A 25,697-nucleotide genomic window follows, 5' to 3' on the forward strand; every position below is an offset into this window, starting at 1 on the left:
CCCAACAAGATATAGACGTCTCCGACAGAGCAGGCCGCAGCGTGAACGACACCCCGGAAACCCCTGAAAACATGGACGAAATGCCGCCCGAACGCCCCCCGTATGACGGGCCTTCGGTGTCGATCGAAGAGGAGATGAAAACCTCCTATCTCGACTACGCGATGAGCGTCATCGTCTCCCGCGCGATCCCCGACCTGCGTGACGGGCTGAAACCGGTGCACCGGCGCATTCTCTATGCCATGCACGAGACCGGCAACACCCATGACAAACCCTATCGCAAATCGGCCCGGCCGGTCGGCGATGTCATGGGTAAATACCACCCGCACGGCGATTCAGCCATCTACGACGCCCTTGTGCGCATGGCCCAGGATTTCTCCATGTCCCTGCCGCTTCTGGACGGTCAGGGCAATTTCGGCTCGATGGACGGCGATAACGCCGCCGCCATGCGCTATACCGAGGTGCGCATGGACAAACCCGCCAGCGCGCTTCTGGCGGATATCGAGAAAGACACCGTCAATTTCCAGGACAATTACGACGGCAAGGACCGCGAGCCCACCGTTCTGCCCGCGCGTTTCCCCAACATGCTGGTCAATGGTGCGGGCGGCATCGCTGTCGGCATGGCCACCAATATCCCGCCGCACAACCTGGGCGAGGTGGTCGATGCCACGCTGGCGCTGATCGACAACCCGGATCTGAGCACCGAAGAACTGATCGACTATGTCCCGGGCCCCGATTTCCCCACGGGCGGGATCATGCTGGGCCGCTCCGGGGCGCGCAAAGCCTATCTTGAGGGGCGCGGCAGCGTGATCGTGCGCGCGAAAACCCGCGTCGAAGAGATCAGGAAAGACCGCTACGCCATTGTTATTGATGAGATTCCCTATCAAGTAAACAAGGCCGCGATGATCGAGAAAATCGCCGAGGCCGCGCGCGAGAAAAAGATCGAGGGCATCGCCCATGTGCAGGACGAAAGCGACCGCAACGGCGTGCGCGTGGTGGTCGAACTCAAGCGCGACGCCACCGCCGAGGTGGTGCTGAACCAGCTCTTCCGCTTCACACCGATGCAGACCTCCTTCGGCTGCAACATGCTGGCCCTCAATGGCGGCCGCCCGGAACAGCTGACGCTATACGGATTCCTGAGTGCTTTCATAACCTTCCGTGAAGAAGTTGTTGCGCGCCGCACGGCCTATGACCTGCGCCGCGCCCGCGAGCGGAGCCATGTGCTCTGTGGCCTCGCCGTGGCTGTCTCCAACGTCGATGAGGTGGTCGCGACCATCCGCGCCTCCGCCGATGCCGCCGAGGCCCGCGCCAAACTGATGGAGCGCCGCTGGCCTGCCCATGACATCCTCGAATACATCGCGCTGATCGACGACCCGACCCATACCGCCAATGACGATGGCACCTATAACCTCTCCGAAACGCAGGCCCGCGCCATTCTGGAGCTGCGCCTGCAACGGCTGACCCAGCTCGGTGTCAAGGAAGTCACCGACGAGCTGCAGGACCTGGCCGCCAAAATCAAGGAATACCTCGCCATTCTCGCCAGCCGCGAGCGGATCATGCAGATCATCTCGGACGAGCTGCGCGAGGTGCGCGAGCAATTCGCCGTGCCGCGCCGCACCGAGATCGTCGACTGGTCCGGCGACATGGAAGACGAGGACCTGATCGAGCGCGAGGATATGGTCGTGACGGTCACGGAATCGGGCTATATCAAGCGCACCGCGCTGGCCGATTTCCGCGCCCAGAAGCGCGGCGGCAAGGGGCTGTCGGGCATGCAGACCAAGGAAGAGGACGTGGTCACCACCCTCTTTGTGGCCAATACCCATACGCAGCTTTTGTTCTTCACCACCGATGGAATGGTCTACAAGCTCAAGACCTGGCGGCTGCCACAGGGCGGGCGCACCTCGAAGGGCAAGGCGATCGTCAACATCCTGCCCATTCCGCAAGGGGTCTCGATTGCCGCGATCATGCCCGTCGATGTCCCCGAGGAAGACTGGCAGAACCTCCAGATCTTCTTTGCCACCTCCGCCGGCGATGTGCGGCGCAATGCGCTCAGCGATTTCACCAATGTGAAGTCCAACGGCAAGATCGCGATGAAGCTGCCCGATGAAGACACCCGGCTGGTCAATGCCCGGATCTGCAGCGAGGATGACGACGTGATGCTCGTCACCACCTCCGGCCGCGCCATCCGTTTTCCCACGACCGAGGTGCGCGTCTTCAAGGGCCGCGATTCCACCGGCGTGCGCGGGATCAGACTACAGGGTGATGACGCCGTCGTGTCGATGTCCATCATCCGCCATTTCGACGCCACGCCCGATGAGCGCGCCGCCTATCTCAAGATGCGCCGCCAGATGGCCGGCGCCGAGGATAGCGAGGTGAGCTCCGACGAGGAAGGCAATGAAAACGCCGAGATTTCCGCCGAACGCTTCGACGAGATGAAGGCGGCGGAGAACCTGATCCTGACGATCACCAGCCAGGGCGCGGGCAAGCTCAGCTCGTCCCATGACTACCCCGTGCGCGGGCGTGGCGGCATGGGCGTGCAGGCGATGGACAAGGCGATGCGCGGCGGGCCTCTGGTGGCCTCCTTCCCCGTGGATCTGGCCGACCAGATCATGCTGGCCACCTCCAAGGGCCAGTCGATCCGCGTGCCGGTCGAGGGGATCTCCTTCCGCTCGCGCTCTGCCGGCGGGGTCAAGGTCTTTGACACCGGCAAGGGCGAAAGCGTGGTTTCCGTGGCCTGGATCGCCGATCAGGGCGACGACGAAGAGGTCGCGCCGGCCGATTGATGCGGTAGGGTGCGTGATATCACGCACCTTACGGCCCTTAACCCTATATCAAAGCCTCCTCGGCTAGGCTCCGGGTCATCTGTCCCTGATGAACGGCCCGCCGATGAACCTCTATTGTGTCCAGATCGACCTCAAGCAGGATGCCAAAGCCCTGCATTTCGCCGCCGCGCTCGCCACATGGCTGAACCACCTGCAATCCGAAGGCGTGATCGGCCCCTGGTGCCTGATGCGGCGCAAGCTCAACCTCGCCGCCGATTGCTACCGCGATTTCTTTCTGGAGATCGAGTTCAACGATCTCGCCTCGCTTGACGCCGCCTTTCACGCCACCGCTCATACCGATGACCACCCCGAAGGTCAGATGCGCATGCGCGTGCATGACATGATTGACCGGATGGATTTCGCGCTTTACCGCCCCTATCCCGACCCGGCAGGGGCGGAGCGTATGTCGTTCATCTGACATCCCCGCCTTTCAAGCGGCACCCCAACAGAAACGGCCCCGGAGCAGCACTCCGGGGCCGTTTTCGATACTTATCCGGTCAGGCTTAGTTGGCGATGGCGTTCACCGTCGCGCTCGCACCCACCACCGAGCCGACAAGGCCCAGGATCGTCCGGGCCGACGCCACCGGAGATTCCGTCGCCAGCAGCGTGTCATTCGGGTTGATCTCGAACTGGCGCGCCGCAAACAGCCCATCCGCCGAGGTCAGATCGATCGTGAACACCACCTGCTGCATATCGGGGCCTTCCATACCGGGCTTGAGGTCATCCGCCTCATATTCCCGCAGGATCAGGATACCGCGCGGATCGGCCCGGTCTTCTCTCAGACCGCCCATCGCCGACAGGGCTTCCATCACGCTCATATGCTCTTTTTCGAAATAGATCACGCTTTCTGCCGCAGCAGCACCCAGAACGTTGAAGGTGCGCTCATCCTCCACCACCGAGATCTGATCGCCGCCGCGCAGACGCACGTTCCGCTCGGGATCTTCCAGAAGCGAATCGACACGCGTCTCATAGGTGTGTCCGGCGCGTTGCAGCCGCACCAGCGGGTGCCGCAGCGATGACGCGACACCGCCGCCAAGCGCCAGCGCCGTCAGGATCTTGGTGTTGCGGTTCTCCAGCGGATAGCGCCCCGGCTTGCCGACGCCGCTGACCATATCGACGGAGTTGTTGCGCCCCGGCTCGACCGAAAGCTGCACCTGCGCCGAGGGCGAAATCTCTTCCAGGGCGTTCTGCAGGCGCTGCCGCGCAGTGGTCTGCGACAGGCCGCGCACATGCACATCGCCCACATAGGGCATGAAGATCTTGCCGCCTTCCGAAACGGTCATCGGCGGCAGAACGGTCTGCTTGCTGTTCTGCCCGGACAGAAGCGAATTCTCCTGGTTGTCCCAGACCACGATGGTCAGCAAATCCCCGGTCTGGATCACCGAGCTGTCGGGGCCATGATCCGAGCCGAACCAATGGTAATGCCCGTGCCAGCCGGTTGCGGGCCAGGTCGCAAGCTGATCGGTGATGTCCCGGGTGACCGCAACCACCTGAAAGGTCGGGTTCTCGGATTCGGCTTCAGTGAAGATTTCTGATTGCAAGGCCGCCCCACGCGGCAGGCTGCACGCCGCCAGCAAAAGGCTAAACCCAAGGATTACAAAGGATTGCGCGAGTTTTGGCAAAGTCTCCCCCGAAGGTCAGAGCATACTATATGTTTCCGAGTATTCCCTAACCCGCTCTAGCGCTGGTATACAACTCAAAATTGGCCCCTTTTCGAGACAGTCCCAAATCGTGACCAAAAGACCGCAAATTCGCCGCATTCTTGTAACCGGCGCCAATGGGCGGCTGGGCCGTTTGCTGCAAGGCGCCGCCCCCGCCGCCGTACCCGCGCCGGTTGAATTTCTCTTTGCTGCCCGATCCGGGCCAAGCGATCTGCCCGCGTTCGACGCCGTCGCGCTGCCCGACACCCTGCCGCCCGCCGACATGGTCATCGGCCTCTGGGGCGTGACCTCGGGCAGCCCGGCCGCGCTTGCCCGCAACGCCACTCTCGCCACCGCGACACAGGCCCTGGCCCGCGCCACCGGGGCCCGCGTCGCGTTGCACCTGTCGTCCGCCGGGGTCTACGGCCCGGGCGAGGATCTGTCCGAGGACAGCCCCGCCCTCGCCGCCTCGGATTACGGCCGCGCCAAGCTGCGGATGGAGGCCGCCGTCGCCGGGTTCGCAGGCGACGGCATCGCCCATTGCTGCATCCGTCTGGCCAATGTGGTGGGCGCCGACAGCCTCGCCTCGGGCCTTTCGGGCAGCGCGCCGGTGACCCTTACCCGCTTTGACGATGGCAAGGGGCCGTTGCGCAGCTATGTCGCGCCGGGGCATCTGCGAGGCATTTTTGCCGCCCTCTCGGCCCTGCCCGCCGCCGCGCTTCCGCCCGTGCTCAATGTCGCGGCGCCCCCCCCTGTCGAGATGGAGGCGCTGGCCCGCGCCGCGGGCAAGGACGTGGCCTGGAAACCGGTCACCCCCGCCGACCGCCAGCGCGTCACCCTCAACACCGCGCGACTGGCAGCCTTGCTGCCCGATCTCAGCTTGCCTAAAACCGCAGAGGACATGATCGCGGATTGGCAACAGGCAAGGGCCCTCGCATGACCTTCGGCAAACGGCTCTTCGATATTGTGCTGGCTCTTCTTCTCGGGGCGCTGCTGCTTTTGCCGATCCTCGTGATCGCGGCACTGATCCTGCTGCGTGACGGCCGGCCGGTCCTGTACCTCTCCGAGCGGATGAAGACGCCGGAACAGGGTTTTCAGCTCTGGAAATTCAGGACCATGACCGTGGTCGCCTCCGACAGCGGCGTGTCTGGCGGCGACAAATCCGCCCGGATCACCCCGATCGGGGCCTGGCTGCGCCGCTACCGGCTCGATGAACTGCCGCAATTGTGGAACATCCTGCGTGGCGATATCAGCTTTGTCGGCCCGCGCCCGCCCCTGCGCCGCTATGTCGAGATGTGCCCCGACCTCTACCGCCGCGTGCTGCGTGCCCGCCCCGGCGTGACCGGGCTTGCGACCCTGGTCTTTCACAAGACCGAAGAACGTCTTCTCGCCCCCTGCCGCACCCCCGAAGAAACCGAGGCCGTCTATCTGCGCCGCTGCGTGCCGGTCAAGGGACGGCTCGATCTGATCTATGCCGCCAACCGCTCGGTCTGCTATGATGCCAGGCTGATGGCCGAAACCGTGCTGCGCGTGCTGCGCCGCTCCTGACCCCGGATTGGCGGATCCCCGCCCATGCCTCCCGGCCGCGGGTGGAAAACAGTGCTCTTATTGCCATTCCCGCAGGCTTTGGCCCCCGCATGCTTGCTAAACCGGCGCGCGAGGGCTAAGCGTTGAGACAGACAGAGGCCCGCAAAAAAGGGCCAAGAGGACAGAACAGGCACGGGCAGAAGCGCTCGTCAGGGGACACAGTCGGATGCTCTACGATGTCGTGGTATCGCTGAACCGATCCCAGAAACGGGCGATCCTGCTGTGCATTGATGTCCTTCTGATCGGCCTTGCCCACCTGACCTCTCACGCGCTGATCCTGGGCGTCAGCTCGATCTCGGCCTATCCGCAAAACCTGCTGATCGACCTTGCCGCCATGCTCAGCACCGGCGTGGTGCTGACCGTGCTGCTCGGCCTGCACAAGATCAAGCTCAACGCCTATGAGATGCAGGGCGTGATCGACAGCGCCTTTGTCGCCGTTGTGATCGTGGCCGCCGGGCTTGTCACCTCCCTGCTGCTCTCCGGGGTGCGCACGCCGCCGCATGTCTATGTGGTCACCGGCATGCTGTTCCTGATCCTGTCGGTGATGATGCGGCTGATGATGCGGCAGGTGCTGCTCAGCATCTATCATCGCGGCAACCCGCGTATTCCGATCCTGATCTACGGCGCGGGCCAGACCGGACAGCAACTCGCCTCGGCGCTGGCCACCGATGACACGGTACAGCCCGTTGCTCTGGTCGATGACGATCTGCGCCTGCAAAACCTGACCATCGCGGGGCTGCGCGTGCATTCCTCCTCCGCCGTCGAGGCACTGGTCGAACGCCATCAGGTCGCGCGTATCGTGCTCGCCATGCCCTCGGTCAGCCCTTCCGTGCGCGCCCAGATCAGCAAACGCCTCGCGCCGCTGGGTTGCGAGCTGCACGTCCTGCCCTCCTTCGCGGATCTTGTCGCCGACACCGGCAAGACCCTGCGCGACACCCACCGGATCGACCATAACGACCTGCTCGGCCGGGAAAATCTCGAAGCCGACCTGCCCGGCGTGTCAGACACCTACCAGGGCCGCCGTATCCTCGTGACCGGCGCCGGCGGCTCCATCGGCGCAGAGCTTTGCCGCCAGCTCATCGAACACCAGCCCGAACATCTGATCCTGCTCGATCACGGCGAACACGCGCTTTTCGACATCGACCGCGAACTGCGCCGCAGCGCCTCGGGGCTGACCCTCACCCCGGTGCTCGGCTCGGTCTGCGACAAGGCGCTGATGCGCGAGGTGATGGAGGATCACGGCATCGACATCGTCTTCCACGCCGCCGCCTACAAACATGTGCCACTGGTCGAAGGCAACGCCCTGGAAGGGATGCATAACAACGTGCTCGGCACCAAATGCGCCGCCGATGCCGCCCGCGAGGCCGGCGTGGAACGCTTCATCCTGGTCTCCACCGACAAGGCCGTGCGCCCCGCATCGGCAATGGGCGCCTCCAAACGGCTGGCCGAAATGGCCATCCAGGACCTCGCCACCCGGTCCGAGCGCACCCGCTTTTCCATGGTCCGCTTCGGCAATGTGCTCGGCTCCTCCGGATCGGTCATCCCGCTCTTTCAGGAACAGATCGCCAATGGCGGCCCGGTGACCCTCACCCATGCCGATGTCACCCGCTATTTCATGACCATCCCCGAGGCCGTGCGCCTTGTGCTGGTGGCAGGGTCCTTCACCCGCGGCGGCGATGTCTTCGTGCTCGATATGGGCAAGCCCGTGGCGGTCAGCAAAGTGGCCCGCCAGATGATCGAGGGCGCGGGCCTCACCGTGCGCGATGAGGACAACCCCGATGGCGATATCGAGATCGTCGTCACCGGCCTGCGCCCGGGCGAAAAACTGCACGAAGAGCTGCTCATCGGCTCCGACATGCTGACCACACCCCACCCCAAGATCCTGCGCGCGCAGGAAAGCCACCTGAGCGAGATTGAAATGGCCAATGTGCTGCAATCGCTGCGTCAGGTGGTGGAAACCCGCGACCGCGCCGGGCTGAAGGCGATCCTGACGAAATGGATCGAAAAGCCGCAAAGCGACGAAGACCGCGCCGCTCGCCTCTGAGCGCCCCCGCGTTGTCCCATCCGTAGGGTGCGTGTTCACACGCACCAAACCCCCGTCATACCATCCGTAGGGTGCGTGTTGACAGGCACCAAAACCGCGTCATCCCATTCCGTAGGGTGCGTGTTCACACGCACCGCTCCCCCGTCATTCCGGATAAAGCGCCCCGAATTTCGCGTCGAGATACCCCATCAGCGGCGCCGCCCCCGGCGCTTTGCCACAGGCCTGCGTGATCAGATCTCGCGGCGCATAAAGCCCGCCGAACTGCTGCACCGATGCTTTCAGCCAGGTCGTCGCCTCGCGCAGGTCGCCCTGCCCAAGCTGCGCCTCCAGCTCCGGCACGGCCGCCTGCAACGCCTCATGCAGACACCCGGCATAGACATTGCCCAGGGCATAGGTGGGGAAATACCCGAACAGCCCCACCGACCAGTGCACATCCTGCAACACCCCGTTCGACGGGCGGTCCACCTTATAGCCGAAATCGGCCTCGAACCGGTCATTCCATGCCGCCTCCAGGTCCGAGACCTGCACATCCCCCGCGATCAGCGCGCGCTCCAGGTCGAACCGCAGCATGATATGCAGGTTATACTGCACCTCGTCCGCTTCGGTGCGGATATAGCCGCGATGCAGCCGGTTCACGCAGGCATAGAACTCGTCCTCGCCCACGTTCATCGGCCCGAAAGCATCGCGCATCCTGCCATAAAGCCAATGGCAAAAGGGCCGCGAGCGCCCAAGCTGGTTCTCGTAGATCCGGCTCTGGCTTTCATGCACCCCCATGGACACACCCCGCCCCAGCGGGGTCAGCGCGTATTGCGGCCCGATATTCTGCTCATAGCAGGCATGCCCGACCTCGTGGATTGTCGAATACAGACAGTTGAACGGGTCCGCCTCGCTCACCCGGGTGGTGATACGCACATCGTCGCCCGACCCGGAGGAGAACGGATGCACCGCCTGGTCGATCCGCCCCCGGCTCAGGTCATAGCCAAAGACCTCGGCCAGCTCGCGCGACAGCTTGAGCTGCTCCGCCGCACCGAACGCCCCGCCAAGGGCCGGGCGTTCAGGATGCGCAAGGCACCGCGCGCGCAGATCCACCAGCCCGGGGCGCATCGCATCGAACAGGGCGGCTATCTCGGCCGCCGTGGTCTCGGGCTCATAATCTTCCAGCAGGGCGTCATAGACATCGCCGCCATCGGCCAGCGCCTGCCCCTCCTGCCGCTTGAGGGTCAGCACCTCGTCCAGCACCGGCGCGAAGGATGTGAAATCATCCTTGGCCCGCGCCTCGGCCCAGATGCCCTGGCTCCGGCTGGTCAGCCGCGCCAGCGCCTCGGCCAGATCACCGGGCACCCGCGTTGCGCGCTCATGGTCCCGCTTGATATGCCGCAGCTGGGCCGCGCCCGCCTCGTTCGGTGCCTCTGCGTTTTCCAGCCAGTCGCCGATCCGCGGGTCGGTCCGCCGCGCATGCAGCACCGCCTGGATCGCCCCGCTTTCCTCGGCCCGCTGCTCGGCAGAGCCCCGCGGCATCATCGTCTCCTGGTCCCAGCCCAGACGGCCCGCCACCTGCGCCAGCGCCTCGGTCTGGCGCTGAAACGCCATCAGTTCGGCATAGGCGCTCATGCGCTGCCCCGGATCGAACTGGCCTTGGGATAGAGGCTCAGGAACCGCGCCCGCAGGATCAGCACAAACAGCGCCACCGCCAGAAGCTGATGCACGATCGCCACCTGCCAGGGCGCGGCATAAAGCACGGTGACAATGCCCAGCACGATCTGCGCCAGCAGGGCGATGAAGGCGCCGCCAAAGGCCGCCCGCGTCGCCGCATGCGCCGACCGCCGGCCGCGCAGCCACACCACCACGCCAAAGGCCAGCAACAGATACCCCGTGACCCGGTGAATAAACTGCACCAGCCCCGGATTTTCAAAGAGGTTGCGCCACGCAGGCTCCAGCATCAGCGGATCGGGCGGGATGATCTGCCCGCCCATCAGCGGCCAGTCGGTATAACTCCGGCCCGCGTCGATCCCGGCCACCAGCGCGCCGATGAGGATCTGCAGAAAGGCAAAATGCAACAGCCCCGTACTCAGCCCGAACAGCTTCGCCTCCTTGCCGCGCCGCGCCTGCAACAGCTCCCTCTCCTCGCGCCCCAGAAGGAACACATACCAGGCGATAAAGCCCAGGATCACAAAGGCAAGGCCCAGATGCGTGGCCAGCCGGTAACTCGCCACATCCACCATCGACCCCTCTAGGCCCGAGCTGACCATCCACCAGCCCACAGCGCCCTGAACACCGCCCAGAGCGCCCAGCAGCGCCAGCCGCCCGGTCCACCCCGTCGGCACCTTGCGCGCCGCCAGAAAGCCAAGGAACCCCACGGCCCACACCAGGCCAATCACCCGGCCCAGCTGCCGATGGCCCCATTCCCACCAGTAAATCACCTTGAAATCATGCAACCCCATCCAGCTGTTCTGGATCTGGAACTCGGGGATCTGCTGGTACAGCGCAAATTCCGCCTCCCAATCCGCCTCGCTCAGCGGCGGGATCGCCCCGGTCAGCGGACGCCATTCCGTGATGCTCAGCCCGCTATCGGTCAGCCGCGTCAGCCCGCCAACGGCGATCATGATCACCACCAGGGCAAACAGCACCATCAGCCAGGCCCGGATCGCCCCGCGCGCCCCGCCCCGGCCCGCATCGATCATCCCGCCCTGCGGCTCCGGGCGCTTCGCCTCGCCCTCACCCACCTCTTCAAAGATGCTGCGTTTCGCGCTCATCTCTCACCTCTTGTCTCATCGCCCGCGACGGTAGTGCGCGCGCCCCCCCGCTTCAACCTCACCCGCGGTTTTTCCAGCGGACCATCTGCCGCATCATCCCGTGCAGCATCTGCGCATCGGCCCGTGTCAGCGGCAGGCGGCTCCACATGTTGCGCAGGTTCACCTTCATCCCCTCCGCCTTGTGCTCGGGAAAGAAGAACCCCGCCTCCTCCAGCCGCTCCTCGTAATGCCGCGCCAGCGCCTCCACCTCGGCATGCTCGGCCCAGCTGCTGCCAGCCAGCTCATCGCGCCTGGCCTGCACCTCCACAGAGGCCCGCCGCCACTCATACCCCGTCAACAGAACGCATTGCGCCAGGTTCAGCGAGGGAAAGTCAGGGTTCACCGGCACGTTGATGATCGCATTGGCCCGCGCAATATCCTCGTTCTCCAACCCCGCGCGCTCCGGCCCGAACAGCACCGCCACCTTCTGATCGCCCGCGATCCGCTCCGCCGCCTCCGCCATGGCGCTCTCGGGGCTGTAGACCGGCTTGGTCAGCCCCCGCGCCCGCGCCGTCGTGGCAAAGACAAAATGACAGCCCTCCAGCGCCTCCGCCGTCGTGTCGCACAGCTGTGCCTCATCCAGAAGCCGCCCCGCCCCGCTGGCCATGGCCACGGCCTTCTGGTTCGGCCAGCCGTCGCGCGGGGCAACCACCCGCATCCGGTCCAGCCCGAAATTCCACATCGCCCGCGCCGCGGCGCCGATGTTCTCGCCCATCTGCGGGCGCACCAGAACAAAGCTGGGCTGTCCGTCCTGCGTCGGCATATGCGCTCTCCTCCTCGTCGCGCCCTCATACTGCAGCCCCGCCGCCTCGAAAAGCCCACCCGCTTTCATTGTTCCAAAAATACTCAATCAAAACAGACGCCCCAATAGACCACGCCCGCAATTCAAGCTATCACGGCGCAAATCACCACGGAGCACGTGCCGATGTCCGATAGCGAGCAGCCACAAATCTACCTCATCACCCCGCCCGAGTTCGAACTCAGCCGCTTTCCCGCACAGCTCGCCGCCGTGCTCGACGCGCAAGAGGTGGCCTGCGTGCGCCTCAGCCTCGCCACCCGCGACGAAGACCGCATATCGCGCGCGGCCGATGCCTGCCGCGAGGTGACCATCGCCCGCGACGTGGCGCTGGTGATCGACACCCATATCGCCATGGTGGCGCGGCTCGGGCTCGACGGCGTGCATCTGACCGACGGGGCCCGCACCGTCCGCTATGCCCGCAAGGAACTGGGCGCCGATGCCATTGTCGGGGCGTTCTGCGGGGCCTCGCGCCATGACGGCATGTCCGCGGGCGAAGCGGGGGCGGATTATGTGGCCTTCGGGCCGTGCGGGGCCACCGCGCTGGGCGATGGCAGCCGGGCCGAGGCCGAGCTCTTTGACTGGTGGTCGCAGATGATCGAAGTGCCGGTCGTCGCCGAAGGCGCCCTTGATGCCGATCTGGTACGCGGCCTCGCGCCGGTCACCGATTTCTTCGGCATCGGCGAGGAAATCTGGAACAGCGATGACCCGACCGCCGCTCTGGCGGATTTCGTCGCGGCGATGGGCTGAGCTGCGACACAGCGACCCGATCCGCCGATTGTACAAAATCAGGGGTCATTTTGTACAATTTGTACAAGCGCGCTGCGTTAACCTTCGGTGACCTGCCGTTCGGCGGGCATGCCTGCGCGCACCGCCGCTTCCACATGCGCGGCCAGCGCCTTACGGTCGGGAAAATCGGCAACCTTTACAGGGGGATGATAGACAACCGTCACCGATCCCTGCCGTCCCGCCGCGATGGTTTTCAGCAGATGCGGACCAAACTCCATATCCCCCCACCAGCCATAGAACCGCGCCTCCTCGCCCTCGGGCGCACGGTAGATTAACGTGACCGGCTGCACATGCAGCAGATCGCGCAGCTCTTCGCTGAAGAACGCTTGAAAAAGCGTTGTTTTAAAGGGCAAAACCCTGAGACCGTCGGTCGAGGTGCCCTCCGGAAAGAACAACAGCTTGTGCCCGGCCTTCAGCCGCGCCTGAAACAGCTCGGTCTGTGCTCTCGCCTGTTTCGGATCGCGCGCGATGAACACCGTCCCCGTGATCTTCGCCAGAAGCCCAATACCGGGCCAGTTCGCCACCTCGGCCTTGGAGACGAAGTAAACCCGTTTATGAGCATTGAGCGAGAAAATATCGAGCCATGACGCATGGTTAGACACCACGGCCCCCGGCTCGGTCATGGGCTTGCCTCGCAGCTCGCAGCGCAATCCGACAACCGCCAGCGACAGTTTGCACACCACCACGGTGATATGGGGCGTCCAGGGTCGGTGCAGGCCATAAAGCGGTGCCTCGATCAGCCGCAACAGCGCCGTGGCCAACACCCCGACCAGCAGAATCACCACCAGGATGAGCCCCCGCAGCACCGCCCGCAGCCAGCCCGCCGGCGTGATCCGGTGCGGGGCCGGCTCCTGCTCCGGGCTCCAGGTGAAATTCACGTCGCAACCCCTTTGGTATAAATGTTTTTTTGCGCTTGTCTCATGCGCGCCGTATCCATCACGAGGCAGATATCCGTGGTGTTGAACCGATGGTCGATATAGGCCCCCTCGCCCACATATCCGCCCAATCGCAGATAGGCCTTGATCAGCGCGGGCACCTGCACCATCGCCGCGCGCCGGTCGAGGGCGGCTTCGTCCAGAAGGTTCATATCCTGATAATGCTCCGCGCGCGCCCGCGGCCGCAGCGATTCGGGCGCCAGATGCCGGTGATGCAGCAAGGACAGGGCCGGTGCCAGGGGCGCCGGATCGGTGCCGTGGAAACTGGCCACGCCGAACAGGATTTCTATTTTATGTTTAGAGACATAGCGCGCAAGGCTGTTCCAGAGGTGATACATCGCCGTGCCGCCCCGAAAGGCCGGATCGAGGCAGGAGCGCCCCAGTTCCATTATCCGCCGGCCCGAGGATTTCAGAACCTCCAGATCATACTCGTCCTCCGAATAGAACTGCCCGATCTTCGCGGCCTGATCGTCCCGCAACAGCCGGTACACCCCGACAACCTCGCCGGGCCGGTCCTCGCTTTGCAGGATCAAATGGTCGAAATGCGCGTCGAACCGGTCTGTTTCCAACCCGCGCTCATGGTCCACAAGCGGCCCGTCGGCGCCGAGTTCCTGCACGAAAACACGGTACCGGAGCCGTTGGGCGGCTTCCAATTCTTCCTGATTTTCCGCCAACTTAACGCGAAATTGAGGTGCGCTGTCGGTGCTGCCCAAAATGCGATCTGCCATGCGCCGCCTTGTAGGGTCTTGCAGAGGCCTTGGCAATGACCGCGAAAGCATTACACTCTCTTGGCGTGTGTTAACTATTCAGTAACTTTACTCAGGGTTTACTAACCGGCATCAGCGCAACGTGGCGCCCGTCAATCACAACCTTTCCCGCCTGCGGAAAGTTAACGGTAATCTTGCCGCCCGCGTTGGATTGCACCTGCCCGATGCCCCAGTCCGGTTGCCCGGGATGTTCGACCAGCATTCCGGGTTCCAAGAGTGCGTTCAGGTCATGCATGAAGACGATCCTTTTGAGGGGCAGAACAGACGTGTCACATAACTCTACCGAAGATATCGCCGCGCTGATAGGGTCGCGGATTTGCCATGACCTGATAAGCCCGATCGGCGCGGTCAACAACGGTTTGGAATTGCTCAGTCTTTCCGGCACACCGCACAGCCCCGAATTGTCGTTGGTATCCGATAGCGCGGCCAGCGCAAATGCCCGGATCAGCCTATTTCGCATTGCATTCGGTATCGCTGCGGAGGATCAGATCACCGGCCGCGAAGACCTCTGCCGGATATGGTCGGCCGCCATGCAGGACCGGCGGCTGGAGCTTGACTGGTATGGTCCCGACAGCATCACGCGGCCTCTGGCGCAGGCGCTTGTCCTGGCCTGTCTGTGTCTCGACAAGGCGCTGCCGCAAGGCGGCACACTCAACATCAGGGAACATCGCGACATCTGGAATGTCACTGCAACCGGCCCTTCACTGAAAATCGAAGAAGAGCTTTGGACCGGGCTTGCGCAGGGGGAATACACGAAGGATATGGAACCCTCTCACGTGCAATTCCTGCTTTTGCCGCGCTGTCTTGTTCCGCTACGCCGTCAGTGCCTCGTGGAATTGGGAGAGCGCGCGATCACCCTGTCCTTCTAGCCGCGCGTCGTCCCGTCCCCTTCGACCAGATATTTGAAGCTGGTGAGCTGCGCAGCCCCCACCGGCCCGCGAGCATGCATCTTGCCGGTGGCAATCCCGATCTCCGCGCCCATCCCGAACTCTCCGCCATCGGCGAACTGGGTCGAGGCGTTGCGCATCAGGATCGCACTGTCGAGCTCGGTGAAGAAACGCTCGGCCGCGCTATCGTCCTCGGTCAGGATACAATCGGTGTGGCTGGAGCCGTATTGGCGGATGTGAGCAATAGCTTCGTCAATATTATCAACGGCTTTCGCAGCGATAATCATGTCGAGATATTCCCGCCCCCAATCGCTGTCCTCGGCCCTGGCGGTGCCGTCTATCGCGCTTAGCGTCTCGCCCGCGCGCACCTCGACGCCTGCATCCATCAGCGCCCGGATCACACCCTGCCCGATCGTGTCCACCACATCGCGATGGATAAGCAGGCATTCGGCCGCGCCGCAAATGCCGGTGCGCCGTGTCTTGGCATTCATCACCACGTCCAGCGTTTTCTGAGGATCGGCGGCGGCGTCGATATAGATATGCACGATCCCTTCCAGATGCGCAAAGACCGGCACCCGCGCCTCGCGCTGCACCAGCCCCACCAGGCCCTTGCCGCCGCGCGGCACGATCACGTCGATCGTATCGGTCATGGTCAGCATCTCGCTCACTGCCGCGCGGTCGCGTGTGGGCACAAGCTGAATCGCATCCTCGGGCAGGCCCGCCGCGCGCAGCCCTTCGACGAGGCAGGCATGAATGGCGCCTGACGAGTGGAAGCTCTCGGAGCCGCCGCGCAGGATCACCGCATTGCCCGATTTCAGGCACAGCGCCCCGGCATCGGCGGTGACATTGGGACGGCTTTCATAGATCACACCGATCACCCCCAGCGGCGTGCGCACCCGGCGGATATGCAGACCGGACGGCATATCCCATTCGGCCAGTACTTCGCCCACCGGGTCGTCCTGTCCGGCCACGGCGCGCAACCCGTCGCAGATCCCCTGAATACGCCCCTCATCGAGGCGCAGCCGGTCCATCATCGCGTCGCTCAGCCCCTTTTCACGGCCAAATTCCATATCCTTGTCATTGGCGGCGATGATGGCGGAACGCCCGGCCCAGACCGCCTCTGCCGCCGCATCAAGCGCCTTTTTCTTGCTGTCCGGCGATGCGGTGGCCAGCTCTGCGGCGGCCGCTTTGGCACGGGCGCCGATCTCGGCCATCAGGGCGGGGATATTGTCGAGGTCTTTCATCGGTCATCTCCTTGGAGTGCAGTCTAGCACCTTGGCAGCTCAGAACGCCATATCGTCGCGGTGGATGAGCGGCCCCCGCGCGGCATAGCCCAGGGCGGCTTCGATCTCGGAGGTTTTCAGCCCACAGATCCGGCCTGCGTCACCTGCATCGTATCGGGTCAACCCGAGCCCCAGCCGCGCGCCATCCGTGCTGACCACTTCCACCGGGTCGCCCCGGCCAAACCGGCCCGAGACGCTGCGCACCCCGGCGGGCAGCAGGCTGCTGCCGCTGGTGAGCGCCCGCGCGGCGCCCGCATCGACCACCACCTGCCCGCGCGGTTTCATGGCCGCGATCCAGGCCTTGCGCTTCTGCTGCGGATCGCCTTGCGCCAGGAACCAGGTACAGGCGGCCCCCTCTTCCAGCGCGCGGATGGGATGCAGAACAGAGCCTTCGCTGATCACCATGTCACAACCTGCTGCCGTGGCCGTCTTGGCCGCCATCAGCTTGGTCTTCATGCCACCCTTGCTGAGGCCCGAGCCCGCATCGCCGGCCATGGCCTCAATCTCGGGTGTGATCGCCTCGATCACGTCAAACCGCCGCGCGCCCGGATCCTGGGCGGGGTTGGCGGAATAGAACCCGTCCACATCCGACAGAAGGATCAACTGATCGGCCCCGGCGGTCACGGCCACCTGCGCGGCCATGCGGTCATTGTCGCCATAACGGATCTCGTCGGTGGCCACCGTGTCGTTTTCATTGACGATGGGCACCACGCCAAGGCTCAGCAGCTGCTCCAGCGTGGCACGGGAATTGAGATAGCGCCGCCGGTCTTCGCTGTCTTCCAACGTGACAAGCACCTGTGCGGCTTTCAGATCATGCGCGCCAAGGGCCCGCTCATAGGCGCCGGCAAGCCGGATCTGCCCCACCGCTGCGGCGGCCTGGCTTTGTTCCAGCGTGAGCGCGGTCGACGGCAGGCCCAGGGCGGCGCGCCCAAGGGCGATGGACCCCGAAGAGACAAGGATCACATCCGTGCCACGCGTACGCAGGCGCGCCACATCCTCGGCCAGCGCCTTGAGCCACTTGTCCCGCAGGGCGCCGCTCTGACGGTCCACCAGAAGCGCCGAGCCGATCTTGATGACCAGCCGCCTGGCGTCCTTCACGGCTGCCACGGTTCGTCCTCCTCACCCGTGTCGGCATGGCGCAGCTTGTCCTCATCGATCTCGGCCCGAAGCGCACGCAGCACCTCGGTGACGCCTTCGCGCGCCACGCCTGACATCTGCATCACCGGCCCGCCGCTGACCTCCTCCAGCGTCGCCAAAGCCTCGGCGCGGGCCTCCGGCTCGAGCGCATCCACCTTGTTGAGCACGGTCACGCGGGGTTTGTCAGCCAAGACACCGCCATACGCCTCCACTTCGGTGAGGATGGTCTGGTAATCCTCGGCAATCGTCTCGGACGTGCCATCCACCAGATGCAACAGGACCGAGCACCGCTCCACATGGCCCAGGAACAGATCGCCCAGGCCCCGGCCTTCGGACGCGCCTTCGATCAGGCCCGGAATATCGGCCACGACAAATTCCACACCGTCCACCCCGACAACACCCAGATTGGGGTGCAGCGTGGTGAATGGATAGTCGGCGATCTTGGGGCGCGCGTTCGATGTGGCGGCAAGAAATGTGGATTTGCCCGCATTGGGCAGGCCCAGAAGCCCCACATCCGCAATCAGCTTGAGCCGGAGCCAGATCGTGCGCTCCACCCCCTCCTGCCCCGGATTGGCGCGGCGCGGGGCCTGGTTGGTCGAGGTTTTGAAATGCAGGTTGCCAAAGCCACCATTGCCGCCCTTGGCCAGAAGGACACGCTCTCCCACCTCGGTGAGATCGGCAATCACGGTTTCCTGATCCTCGTCGAGGATCTCCGTGCCCACGGGAACCCGCAGGATGATGTCATCACCATCCTTGCCTGTGCGTTGGCGGCCCATGCCGGGCTGACCGTTCTTGGCAAAGAAATGCTGCTGATAGCGGAAGTCGATCAGCGTGTTCAGCCCGTCCACCACCTCGGCCCAGACCGATCCGCCGGTGCCGCCATCGCCGCCGTCAGGCCCGCCATATTCGATGTATTTCTCACGCCGGAAGCTGATGCACCCGTTCCCGCCCGAGCCGGAGCGGATATAAACCTTGGCGAGATCGAGAAATTTCATGGGTTTGCTTTCAGCAGAAGGGTTGTCAGTTGCGATAAAGGGAAATGGCTGCGCGCTCAAGCCCGTGGCAGGGCAAGCGTGAAGGTGCGGATCGGAAAGTCACCGCCGCGCGCGGCGCAATGGCCCGAACAGGCCGGACCTTCGGAAAAGCCAAGTTTCGCAAGCACCCGCGCCGAAGCCGGATTGTCATCGAAGACACACGCCTTGAGCGCCCCAGGTGACCCACTGTCTTCGATATGACCGATAAGGGCCTGGGCCATCTCGGTGGCAAAGCCCTGCCCCCACGCCGCACGCGCCAGCATGTAGCCGAAATCGCCATCGGGCCCCATGCCGACCATGCCAATGATCCGACCGTCCAGAGAGGCCACCATCCAGCCGCCCTGTGTTCCGAACCCGACGGCGCATTTGCCACGGGTTGCCTCGGGCGTGGCGGGCCACGGCCAGGTGCCGGTATGGCGCACGACGTCGAAATCGCTGGCCATGGCGGAATGGACCGCGTCTGCGTCCGCCTCGGCGACCGGGCGCAGGATCAGCCGCTGGGTGGCGATCTCGGTCATCTCTTAGGCCTTTCTGCTATAGGTCCAGGTGGGCACGGGCGCGTCGCGGGCAACGCAAAACGCCTCGGCATCGCCGAGATATCTGAAACCTGAATTGGTCAACACCCGCGCAGAGGCAGGGTTATCCTGAAAAACCGACGCGAAAAAGGTGGTGCTTTGCTGGGGATTGGCGGCAAGCAGAGCCTCCACGGCGGCCGAGGCAAGGCCCGTGTTCCAGAAGGCCGGCGCCACCCAATAGCCAAATTCCGACTGGTCGCGATCCAGCCGGGTAAGGCCGATCACGCCCATCACCTCGGCCCCGCCCGATTTCGTGCCGTCAATGGCCCAGACATCTTCGCTCCGCGTTGCGGCCTGGGTGCGCGCGATAAAGGCCTCCGTCGTGCCCGGAGGCAGCGGATGCGGGATCGACGCGGTGTTACAGGCCACACGCGGATCACTGGCATAAAGCGTGATCAGCCCGGCATCAGAACTGCGCAACGGGCGCAGATCGAACCGGTCGGTGGTGATCACCGCTTGGCTCAGGGGTTGGTGTATCGTCATGAGCTGCCTCCTCCAAACAGCACGTAAAGGACCGACGCCGCCGTAAGGGCGGCAAGCGATATCATCAGCCGGGGCTTTCCACGGGGGTGTTCCGGAACGGGCTGGCAAAGTGTCCGAACCTGGTCCGGTCCGAAATGCAGGCAAATCGCGTCTGAACACTCAAACCAGATCGTGTGCGGCGTTGCTCCCGCATCGTCCCGGCCGAGCGATCAGATCGCCCCCGGCAGACCCCGAAGATTGGATAGCAAAAGGTCAAGGCACGCATCGCAGTCACAATTCCTTGGGCATAAAACGAAAACGGGGACCGGCGCTCTGCCGATCCCCGCTGTCTTGTCATCAAAACCTTGCGGTCGGCTTACTCAGCGGCCTCCATCACCGGGAGAACCGAGACAAAGGTACGGCCCTTGAAGCCCTTGTGGAACTTCACGGCGCCTTCGGTGGTGGCGAACAGGGTGTGATCCTTGCCCTGACCAACGCCCTCGCCGGGCCAGAATTTGTTGCCGCGCTGACGCACGATGATGTTGCCGGGAATGACCGACTGACCACCGTAAAGCTTCACGCCGAGGCGACGGCCCGCTGAGTCGCGGCCGTTGCGGGATGAACCGCCTGCTTTTTTATGTGCCATCTTGTCTCTCCTTAGCCTTTGGCCAGCTCTTTGGCCTGCTCGATCCAGCCTTCACGCTCGATCCGGCCTTTGAACGAGAGTTTCTCGTCCATCGCTGCCACGTCATCGTCATTCCATGCCGCGATCTGGGCGAAGGTGGTCACACCTGCCTCATGCAGCTTCTTCTCCAGCGCGGGACCAACGCCCGACAGCTGTTTCAGGTCGTCACCCGCGGCGTCCGCCTTGGCGGCTTTCTTCTCGGCCTTGGGGGCCTCTGCCTTTGCCTCGGCCTTCTTGGCGGGCTTTGCAGCGGCGGCCACAGCCACAGCAGCGACAGAGCCTGCGCCGATGGCGGCTTTCACGCCCGACTTGTCGGCACCCTTCTCAAGGATCTCGGTCACGCGCAGAACGGTCAGTTGCTGGCGGTGGCCCTTGGTGCGCTTGGAGCCGTGCTTGCGGCGACGCTTGACGAAGTGGATGACCTTGTCACCCTTGATCTGGTCGATCACCTCAGCCTGAACGGCAGCACCGTCCACCAGAGGCGCGCCGACAACCGGCGTATCGCCGCCCAGCATCAGGATTTCGTTGAATTGAACTTTTTCACCGGCATCTGCCGCAAGCTTTTCCACTTTGAGCGTATCGCCCGACTGGACCTTGTATTGCTTGCCGCCGGTCTTGAGGACCGCAAACATGCGTCTTTCCTTTACTCTCTTTCGCGTCCTGTGGTCCCCTATCGGGTGTTTCCGGCCGGATTGGCCACCTCGAACAGCGCGCCCCGTATGGGCGGTATTGATATAAGCCCCGCGCAGGTTTCCCTGCCGGGATGCGCGCTTATTCAGGAGGAGGGATCAAAAGTCAAGAGCCCTGCCCCGGCCCGGCAAGGTTTTTTGCTGAGCGCCGCCAGACCTTCGAAAACGCGTCGCCCGGACCACGGTGATCGCATAAGGCGGCGCGGGTCGCAGCGATGCGCGCCAATGGTCGGCGCAATCCCGTCCGCGCTACAGCTCCTCTATCTGCATCTGCTCGGCAATCGCCAGCCCCAGCAAATAGGCCAGATCCTCATACATCTGGTCAAACGCCACAAAAATCGCCCGATTCAGATCCTGCCCCGCCTCCGTGCGCCAGAACGCGGCGTACTCCTCCAGAGTCGCAGCGTCCACCGGCTGGTAAGACATCAGAAGAAATGACTGAAGCCACTCGCGGGTAGAGCGGCGCAGCTCTTCTTCATTGGCCCAGACATCGGCCAGAATCTCCTCCTCGGACAGCTCAAAGGCCCCGCCTTCGGTAAGCCCTTGATAGAACATCAGATCGGCATTGAGCGTGCCCATCACATTGCGCTCCACCAGATCGCTGTCATTGATCAGCTCTTCCACCTGGCTCACCAGAGAGCTGTCCTTCCCAGACAGTTCCAACCAGCGCGCAGCGGCATAGGCTTCGGTTTCGCGGTCCAGAAAGGCGCGCCGCGCGGAGAGCTCAAGCGCCAAGATGTCACGCACCTCATCGGTTGTGAAATAGGCCATGATCGGCGCAAGATCCGTGTCCGTCAGCGCGGTGGTGAACCCGGCCTCGAGCACCTCGTGCATCTTGGCTTCGTCGTAAATCTTTTCGATCACCCCGGACCAGAGCGTCGGATCCACGTCGGGAATGAGGTCGCGTGCAATCTCACCGCCGTAAAGCGCGCCTTCCTCCTGCATGATCTCGATCGTGTCCTGCACCCGCAGCACCTGCATCAGTGCATCGATTTCTTCCGCGCGGTCGGCCAGGGCGGCCCCCGCAAAGGTCAGGATCAGGGCAAACGGCGCAAGGACCGCGCGCAGGTTCACAGCTCCTCCCCCAGATGCACGCCTGCCATACGGTCGGCCAGATGCTCGAACCGGTTGGCCATGATCTCGTGCTGGATGGCATTCATCAGCTCATAGACCTGCTGCATTTCATCCTGCCGAAGCGCGGAGACATAGATCTCGAGCTCTTCATCGCTGAAGTCCTGATAGGTGTAGGCGGTTGAGACGAGGCTCGATGCGGCAATGCTTTCGCGCAGTTCCTCGGCGTTTTCGGCCATGATCGCGCGCAGCGCGCCTTCGTCGATCTCTCCATCCAGCACCCCCGCATGCGAGGCCGCCATCAAGAACCTGATCTGCACCTCCTGGATCGCGCGCACCCCGTGTTCACCACTGTCGACCGCGCCAACAAGATCTTCGAGCACCTTGACCCGCGCCGGATCGTCCGCGCGGTATTGCACCAGCAAAGCCTCGCCCGCTTCGGCTTTCATATCGTCATCGGCAAGATGCGAGGCGTTTTCCACCTCCACCAGCCGCTGCCCGAGATCGGAGGCATAAAAATCGGCCGCATGGGTCAGAAGCTCGTCGGACAGTGTGCTTGCCAGCATGTCCATCGCCATGCCATGCATCCGCTCGCGGGCAAAGACCTGCTCGGCCATCATGCTCCAGCTGCTGCCGAAATCGCTCTGGCTCATCCCAAGCATTTCCGGGGCGTGTTCGGCGGAGAGCGCGATGGAATCGAGCGCCACATCAAAGCCCGTCACGGTTAGGAACGCTTCGAGCTTTGCCCGATCCTCTGCCTCGGCCGACAGGCTCTGCAGCACCAGCACCGCAAAGGCCAGAACGGGCACCAGGGCCCTGAAACGGGAAAGAACGGATCGCATCGGCATCATCTTCGGGCTCCTCTGCTCGTCAGGGGCTGAGTTCAATCTATGCAAATTCTATGCGCAGACAATGCAAAAGCCCTTGAAGCAGGATCAAAAGGCCATTACACGCCAGCTCCAGACCCCCGCGGAGAGGTGCCGGAGTGGTCGAACGGGGCGGTCTCGAAAACCGTTGTGGGTGCAAGCCCACCCAGGGTTCGAATCCCTGTCTCTCCGCCACACAGTCCTGTCTCGACAGTTGATTTCCACCGGCGCCAGAATAGTCCCGCATTTCCGGGGACTAGCGGGGTGTGGTGCATCCAGAGACTGACAGTGAGAGCCGAATGCAGGCCCTTTCGGCCAAGAGTCTCAGCTTCCCTTTTCCAGAGTAGACTTGGCGATGCGTGGGATGCTCAGAGCTGCGCGAGGATATTGTCCTGTTCGGCCCAGGAGGCCGGAAGGCCGTGACGGCGGATCCAGTTCGTAGTTAGGATCGGCGGTTGGCGACCTTCGAGGATCAGGCGAACAAGCTTTGGTGACAGGAACGCAAAGTTCAGCATCGCGCCGAGATAGTTTACGGCAATGCCGTCTCGGGCGGCAATGGTGGCAAGGTCCTCGCCCATGCACAGAGCTTCACGCCAGGCTGATGCCCGCGCAATATTGGAGATCAGGATGTCATCTCTGGCGGGTTGTCCAGCACCGATGACCAGCCGGTTCTCGACGCCACGGCGACGCTGCCGGAACGGCAGTCGCAACGACAGCGCTTCCGATGAGATGCTGGTCCGTGCAATCTGCAGCCTCCTCGCGATCTCACCGGGATCGAGATCGATCGCAACGGCACCATCCGCAAGCCTTGTCTCTCCTACGATGCTCAGTACCTGAAGCCCGAGTGCATCCGTGTACGCCCTAAGTCGCCCGATCACATGCACGCGGCTCTCCGCGATGTCACCGCGATCGATGCATTCCACGAGGTGCTTCTGCACAGAGCTGGCAAGATCTCTCTCCAGCCGGTCCGCCGGAAGCCGCCATCCGGTGCCGTCGTCGGATGCTCCGGTCATGAGTCGCCGGGAGACATAATAGCGATAACGTTTGCCACCCTTGCAGGCGTGCGACGGGGTCAGACGATCTCCGGTCTCATCAAAGATCTTGCCCGCCAGCGGTGATAGATGGGCTGCGGCAGGCTTGTTGCGTAGTTTGGCCGAGCGATCCTTCAGCCGGGTCTGGATGGCATCAAAACGGTCGGGATCAATGATCGCTGCGTGCTGGCCTTCATGCACTTTTTCCTTGTGGCGGATGCGCCCTGCATAGACTGGGTTCGACAACACGTGATGGACCTGGCCGCGACCCATGATCGATCCGCCGCGCGGTGTTCCGTCTCGGCCAATCCGTCTCTTTGATCTCAATCCGAGCTTCGCGGCTTCCTTTGTGACCGACGTCACCGTGCCCAGTTGTTCGTAAAGGTCGAAGAGTGCCCTAACCGTCTCTGCTTCCTTTGACACAATACAGAGTGTTCGGTCTGCAGCCACATATCCGAGTGGAACATTCCCCCCCATCCACAAGCCCTTCTTCTTCGACGCAGCGATCTTGTCGCGGATGCGCTCGGCGGTCACTTCCCGCTCGAACTGGGCGAAGGACAAGAGCACGTTCAGCGTGAGCCGCCCCATGCTGGTTGCCGTGTTAAAGGACTGGGTCACGGAGACAAAGGACGCCCCTGCCCCATCGAGCGTCTCGACGAGCTTTGCAAAGTCTGTGAGCGACCGCGTCAGCCGGTCAATCTTGTAGACGACGATCCGATCGATGCGGCCTGAGTCGATGTCTGCCATCATCTGTTGCAGTGCCGGGCGATCGAGATGCCCGCCTGATATGCCGCCATCGTCATATCGGTCTTTGACCAGAACCCAGCCCTCGTGGCGCTGGCTAGCGATATAAGCCGCGCAGGCTTCATACTGCGCGTCGAGTGAGTTGAAGTTCTGATCCAACCCCTCCTCGCTCGACTTGCGGGTGTAGATCGCACAGCGGGTCTTTCTCATGCCGATCGCTTCTTTGCCAACCCAAAGAAACGCGGGCCCGACCAAGCTGTGCCGGTGATCCGTTTGGCTACAGCAGAGAGCGAGCGGTACGTCGTGCCATCCAGCGCATAGCCTTCGTCTGTCACTTCAACCCGATAGGTCCGGCCATTCCACTCCCGCACCAGGTGCGTGCCAGTCGACGGGGTCGCGGCACCCACATCACCGGCGCTCTTGCCTCCGGCAATGGCTTTGAGTGCGCGCTGTTCTTTCGGGCTCAACCCGCCAAGAGCCCGCGCCTGGATCTCATAGGCCAGCAACCGTCTCAGTGTTTGGACCCGTAAGCGAGATGGCAGCGTGATCCCCGGCACGGCCGCCAGCGCTTCGGTACAAGCGGCGTGGTCCATGTGGGAGATCTCCCGAAGTTGTTCCGGGAGATCGCCGGCCCCTTGCCCGCTCATGAGACGGCGTCGATCCGATAGGCCGGTGTCTTTCCGCTGCGGTCGAGGGTGATCTCAGTTCCGTCCTTCCTGAGGCGGGAAATCGCGGCCCTAATGGTAGGCGGTTGCCAGTCCAGCGCCTTCTGGAGCTGCCCGACAGTGGCGCCTCGTGGGCGGCCCAGCAGCCCTTCGAGGCGGGCTTTCTTCGATTTGCTCGCCGTAGTCTTTCCTGTTTGCGTGGTCATGTTTGTCTCCTGTGGTGATCGGCGCTGGTCCATCCGGCGCCCCGTACCACCGCAAGCCCGGGGAACCGGGCGGAGACATGCGACGTGGCTGCGTCGCCTCACCCACACACGCTCACAATGCGCGCGTAGTCCAGTCATTTGTTGGAGAAATTGGGCTATTGGCGTGAATTACCGCCAACCCGGCGCATGCATG

26 protein-coding genes and 1 tRNA gene are annotated in these 25,697 nt (G+C 63.5%); 8 read left to right on the forward strand and 19 right to left on the reverse strand.

Annotation, left to right across the window (positions count from 1 at the left end):
- Window positions 1-71: 71 nt before the first annotated feature.
- Together gyrA and EI983_RS09695 are read left to right on the forward strand one after the other, a co-directional pair.
- Window positions 72-2,780 (forward strand): DNA gyrase subunit A, encoded by a 2,709-nt coding sequence (gene gyrA / locus EI983_RS09690; RefSeq protein ID WP_157709048.1) that lies wholly within the window; start codon window positions 72-74, stop codon window positions 2,778-2,780.
- A gap of 103 nt (window positions 2,781-2,883) precedes the next feature.
- Complete coding sequence (locus tag EI983_RS09695; RefSeq protein ID WP_157707190.1) at window positions 2,884-3,237, forward strand: DUF6614 family protein; 354 nt, start codon at window positions 2,884-2,886, stop codon at window positions 3,235-3,237.
- Between the two features lie 85 nt (window positions 3,238-3,322).
- On the opposite strand, the gene EI983_RS09700 is transcribed toward EI983_RS09695, so the two are convergent.
- Window positions 3,323-4,360, reverse strand: coding sequence for a polysaccharide biosynthesis/export family protein (locus EI983_RS09700; RefSeq protein ID WP_246162371.1), 1,038 nt, complete (start codon window positions 4,358-4,360; stop codon window positions 3,323-3,325).
- A 190-nt stretch (window positions 4,361-4,550) separates the two neighbouring features.
- Between EI983_RS09700 and EI983_RS09705 the strand changes: the two genes are divergently transcribed.
- The 3 genes from EI983_RS09705 to EI983_RS09715 all read left to right on the forward strand — a co-directional run bounded on the left by EI983_RS09705 (window position 4,551) and on the right by EI983_RS09715 (window position 8,090).
- Window positions 4,551-5,399, forward strand: a complete 849-nt coding sequence (locus EI983_RS09705) for an NAD-dependent epimerase/dehydratase family protein (RefSeq protein ID WP_246162373.1) — start codon at window positions 4,551-4,553, stop codon at window positions 5,397-5,399.
- Complete coding sequence (locus EI983_RS09710; protein ID WP_157707194.1) at window positions 5,396-6,007, forward strand: sugar transferase; 612 nt, start codon at window positions 5,396-5,398, stop codon at window positions 6,005-6,007. The genes EI983_RS09705 and EI983_RS09710 overlap by 4 nt, the downstream gene beginning before the upstream one ends.
- A gap of 205 nt (window positions 6,008-6,212) precedes the next feature.
- Window positions 6,213-8,090 (forward strand): polysaccharide biosynthesis protein, encoded by a 1,878-nt coding sequence (locus EI983_RS09715; RefSeq protein WP_157707196.1) that lies wholly within the window; start codon window positions 6,213-6,215, stop codon window positions 8,088-8,090.
- A gap of 144 nt (window positions 8,091-8,234) precedes the next feature.
- Here EI983_RS09715 and EI983_RS09720 read toward each other — a convergent pair whose 3' ends face one another.
- Genes EI983_RS09720 through EI983_RS09730 form a run of 3 tightly spaced genes read right to left on the reverse strand, consistent with a single transcriptional unit; the run spans window position 8,235 to window position 11,645 of the window.
- Window positions 8,235-9,701: a carboxypeptidase M32 gene (locus tag EI983_RS09720; RefSeq protein ID WP_157707198.1), complete on the reverse strand. Its 1,467-nt coding sequence runs from the start codon at window positions 9,699-9,701 to the stop codon at window positions 8,235-8,237.
- On the reverse strand, window positions 9,698-10,843 hold the full coding sequence (ctaA, locus tag EI983_RS09725; protein WP_157707200.1) for a heme A synthase: 1,146 nt from the start codon (window positions 10,841-10,843) through the stop codon (window positions 9,698-9,700). Before ctaA ends, EI983_RS09720 begins: the two co-directional genes overlap by 4 nt.
- A 58-nt stretch (window positions 10,844-10,901) precedes the next feature.
- Complete coding sequence (locus tag EI983_RS09730; RefSeq protein ID WP_157707202.1) at window positions 10,902-11,645, reverse strand: RNA methyltransferase; 744 nt, start codon at window positions 11,643-11,645, stop codon at window positions 10,902-10,904.
- A gap of 162 nt (window positions 11,646-11,807) precedes the next feature.
- On the opposite strand from EI983_RS09730, the gene EI983_RS09735 reads away from it, so the two are divergent.
- Entirely contained in the window at window positions 11,808-12,428 is a 621-nt protein-coding gene (locus tag EI983_RS09735; protein WP_157707204.1) for a thiamine phosphate synthase, read from the forward strand.
- A gap of 77 nt (window positions 12,429-12,505) precedes the next feature.
- Here EI983_RS09735 and olsA read toward each other — a convergent pair whose 3' ends face one another.
- From olsA to EI983_RS09750, 3 genes are all read right to left on the reverse strand, one after another.
- Window positions 12,506-13,345: a lyso-ornithine lipid O-acyltransferase gene (gene olsA / locus EI983_RS09740; protein WP_157707206.1), complete on the reverse strand. Its 840-nt coding sequence runs from the start codon at window positions 13,343-13,345 to the stop codon at window positions 12,506-12,508.
- Window positions 13,342-14,130 carry an L-ornithine N(alpha)-acyltransferase gene (gene olsB, locus EI983_RS09745; protein WP_157707208.1) on the reverse strand — a complete coding sequence of 263 codons (789 nt, stop codon included), beginning with the start codon at window positions 14,128-14,130 and terminating at the stop codon, window positions 13,342-13,344. Before olsB ends, olsA begins: the two co-directional genes overlap by 4 nt.
- Before the next feature lie 91 nt (window positions 14,131-14,221).
- Window positions 14,222-14,404 (reverse strand): DUF3553 domain-containing protein, encoded by a 183-nt coding sequence (locus EI983_RS09750; protein WP_157707210.1) that lies wholly within the window; start codon window positions 14,402-14,404, stop codon window positions 14,222-14,224.
- Window positions 14,405-14,435: 31 nt separating this feature from the next.
- Between EI983_RS09750 and EI983_RS09755 the strand changes: the two genes are divergently transcribed.
- On the forward strand, window positions 14,436-15,038 hold the full coding sequence (locus EI983_RS09755; RefSeq protein WP_157707213.1) for a histidine phosphotransferase family protein: 603 nt from the start codon (window positions 14,436-14,438) through the stop codon (window positions 15,036-15,038).
- Here EI983_RS09755 and EI983_RS09760 read toward each other — a convergent pair.
- The 9 genes from EI983_RS09760 to EI983_RS09805 form a co-directional block, all read right to left on the reverse strand.
- A complete protein-coding gene (locus EI983_RS09760) occupies window positions 15,035-16,300 on the reverse strand; it encodes a glutamate-5-semialdehyde dehydrogenase (RefSeq protein WP_157707215.1) in 1,266 nt (421 codons plus the stop codon). The two genes, EI983_RS09755 and EI983_RS09760, sit on opposite strands and share 4 nt — an antisense overlap.
- A gap of 39 nt (window positions 16,301-16,339) precedes the next feature.
- Window positions 16,340-17,446 carry a glutamate 5-kinase gene (gene proB, locus EI983_RS09765; protein WP_157707217.1) on the reverse strand — a complete coding sequence of 369 codons (1,107 nt, stop codon included), beginning with the start codon at window positions 17,444-17,446 and terminating at the stop codon, window positions 16,340-16,342.
- Window positions 17,434-18,471, reverse strand: a complete 1,038-nt coding sequence (gene obgE / locus EI983_RS09770; protein WP_157707219.1) for a GTPase ObgE — start codon at window positions 18,469-18,471, stop codon at window positions 17,434-17,436. Before obgE ends, proB begins: the two co-directional genes overlap by 13 nt.
- 56 nt (window positions 18,472-18,527) lie before the next feature.
- Window positions 18,528-19,028 (reverse strand): GNAT family N-acetyltransferase, encoded by a 501-nt coding sequence (locus tag EI983_RS09775; protein WP_157707222.1) that lies wholly within the window; start codon window positions 19,026-19,028, stop codon window positions 18,528-18,530.
- A 3-nt stretch (window positions 19,029-19,031) separates the two neighbouring features.
- Window positions 19,032-19,568, reverse strand: coding sequence for a GNAT family N-acetyltransferase (locus tag EI983_RS09780; RefSeq protein WP_157707224.1), 537 nt, complete (start codon window positions 19,566-19,568; stop codon window positions 19,032-19,034).
- 355 nt (window positions 19,569-19,923) lie between these two features.
- Window positions 19,924-20,193, reverse strand: a complete 270-nt coding sequence (gene rpmA, locus EI983_RS09790) for a 50S ribosomal protein L27 (protein ID WP_157707225.1) — start codon at window positions 20,191-20,193, stop codon at window positions 19,924-19,926.
- Between the two features lie 11 nt (window positions 20,194-20,204).
- Window positions 20,205-20,864, reverse strand: a complete 660-nt coding sequence (locus EI983_RS09795) for a 50S ribosomal protein L21 (protein WP_157707226.1) — start codon at window positions 20,862-20,864, stop codon at window positions 20,205-20,207.
- Between the two features lie 306 nt (window positions 20,865-21,170).
- Window positions 21,171-21,995 (reverse strand): DUF2059 domain-containing protein, encoded by an 825-nt coding sequence (locus tag EI983_RS09800; RefSeq protein WP_157707227.1) that lies wholly within the window; start codon window positions 21,993-21,995, stop codon window positions 21,171-21,173.
- Complete coding sequence (locus EI983_RS09805; protein WP_246162376.1) at window positions 21,992-22,843, reverse strand: DUF2059 domain-containing protein; 852 nt, start codon at window positions 22,841-22,843, stop codon at window positions 21,992-21,994. The genes EI983_RS09800 and EI983_RS09805 overlap by 4 nt, the downstream gene beginning before the upstream one ends.
- Before the next feature lie 120 nt (window positions 22,844-22,963).
- Between EI983_RS09805 and EI983_RS09810 the strand changes: the two genes are divergently transcribed.
- Window positions 22,964-23,053 (forward strand) — tRNA-Ser (locus EI983_RS09810).
- Window positions 23,054-23,226: 173 nt separating this feature from the next.
- On the opposite strand, the gene EI983_RS09815 is transcribed toward EI983_RS09810, so the two are convergent.
- Genes EI983_RS09815 through EI983_RS09825 form a run of 3 tightly spaced genes read right to left on the reverse strand, consistent with a single transcriptional unit; the run spans window position 23,227 to window position 25,504 of the window.
- Window positions 23,227-24,843: a recombinase family protein gene (locus EI983_RS09815; RefSeq protein WP_157707228.1), complete on the reverse strand. Its 1,617-nt coding sequence runs from the start codon at window positions 24,841-24,843 to the stop codon at window positions 23,227-23,229.
- Window positions 24,840-25,226 (reverse strand): DUF2924 domain-containing protein, encoded by a 387-nt coding sequence (locus EI983_RS09820; protein WP_157707229.1) that lies wholly within the window; start codon window positions 25,224-25,226, stop codon window positions 24,840-24,842. Before EI983_RS09820 ends, EI983_RS09815 begins: the two co-directional genes overlap by 4 nt.
- Before the next feature lie 50 nt (window positions 25,227-25,276).
- Window positions 25,277-25,504 (reverse strand): DUF3489 domain-containing protein, encoded by a 228-nt coding sequence (locus EI983_RS09825; protein ID WP_157707230.1) that lies wholly within the window; start codon window positions 25,502-25,504, stop codon window positions 25,277-25,279.
- Window positions 25,505-25,697 lie beyond the last annotated feature (193 nt).

Source organism: Roseovarius faecimaris (assembly GCF_009762325.1).
Taxonomy (GTDB): domain Bacteria; phylum Pseudomonadota; class Alphaproteobacteria; order Rhodobacterales; family Rhodobacteraceae; genus Roseovarius; species Roseovarius faecimaris.

What these genes read in the sequence shown, in the direction of transcription:
- gyrA (WP_157709048.1), top strand. Translation starts at nt 72, where the DNA reads ATGGACGAAATGCCGCCCGAACGCCCCCCGTATGACGGGCCTTCGGTG.
- EI983_RS09695 (WP_157707190.1), top strand. Translation starts at nt 2,884, where the DNA reads ATGAACCTCTATTGTGTCCAGATCGACCTCAAGCAGGATGCCAAAGCC.
- EI983_RS09710 (WP_157707194.1), top strand. Translation starts at nt 5,396, where the DNA reads ATGACCTTCGGCAAACGGCTCTTCGATATTGTGCTGGCTCTTCTTCTC.
- EI983_RS09715 (WP_157707196.1), top strand. Translation starts at nt 6,213, where the DNA reads ATGCTCTACGATGTCGTGGTATCGCTGAACCGATCCCAGAAACGGGCG.
- EI983_RS09720 (WP_157707198.1), bottom strand. Translation starts at nt 9,701, where the DNA reads ATGAGCGCCTATGCCGAACTGATGGCGTTTCAGCGCCAGACCGAGGCG.
- ctaA (WP_157707200.1), bottom strand. Translation starts at nt 10,843, where the DNA reads ATGAGCGCGAAACGCAGCATCTTTGAAGAGGTGGGTGAGGGCGAGGCG.
- EI983_RS09730 (WP_157707202.1), bottom strand. Translation starts at nt 11,645, where the DNA reads ATGCCGACGCAGGACGGACAGCCCAGCTTTGTTCTGGTGCGCCCGCAG.
- EI983_RS09735 (WP_157707204.1), top strand. Translation starts at nt 11,808, where the DNA reads ATGTCCGATAGCGAGCAGCCACAAATCTACCTCATCACCCCGCCCGAG.
- olsB (WP_157707208.1), bottom strand. Translation starts at nt 14,130, where the DNA reads ATGGCAGATCGCATTTTGGGCAGCACCGACAGCGCACCTCAATTTCGC.
- EI983_RS09750 (WP_157707210.1), bottom strand. Translation starts at nt 14,404, where the DNA reads ATGCATGACCTGAACGCACTCTTGGAACCCGGAATGCTGGTCGAACAT.
- EI983_RS09760 (WP_157707215.1), bottom strand. Translation starts at nt 16,300, where the DNA reads ATGAAAGACCTCGACAATATCCCCGCCCTGATGGCCGAGATCGGCGCC.
- obgE (WP_157707219.1), bottom strand. Translation starts at nt 18,471, where the DNA reads ATGAAATTTCTCGATCTCGCCAAGGTTTATATCCGCTCCGGCTCGGGC.
- EI983_RS09775 (WP_157707222.1), bottom strand. Translation starts at nt 19,028, where the DNA reads ATGACCGAGATCGCCACCCAGCGGCTGATCCTGCGCCCGGTCGCCGAG.
- EI983_RS09780 (WP_157707224.1), bottom strand. Translation starts at nt 19,568, where the DNA reads ATGACGATACACCAACCCCTGAGCCAAGCGGTGATCACCACCGACCGG.
- rpmA (WP_157707225.1), bottom strand. Translation starts at nt 20,193, where the DNA reads ATGGCACATAAAAAAGCAGGCGGTTCATCCCGCAACGGCCGCGACTCA.
- EI983_RS09795 (WP_157707226.1), bottom strand. Translation starts at nt 20,864, where the DNA reads ATGTTTGCGGTCCTCAAGACCGGCGGCAAGCAATACAAGGTCCAGTCG.
- EI983_RS09805 (WP_246162376.1), bottom strand. Translation starts at nt 22,843, where the DNA reads ATGATGCCGATGCGATCCGTTCTTTCCCGTTTCAGGGCCCTGGTGCCC.
- EI983_RS09815 (WP_157707228.1), bottom strand. Translation starts at nt 24,843, where the DNA reads ATGAGAAAGACCCGCTGTGCGATCTACACCCGCAAGTCGAGCGAGGAG.
- EI983_RS09820 (WP_157707229.1), bottom strand. Translation starts at nt 25,226, where the DNA reads ATGGACCACGCCGCTTGTACCGAAGCGCTGGCGGCCGTGCCGGGGATC.
- EI983_RS09825 (WP_157707230.1), bottom strand. Translation starts at nt 25,504, where the DNA reads ATGACCACGCAAACAGGAAAGACTACGGCGAGCAAATCGAAGAAAGCC.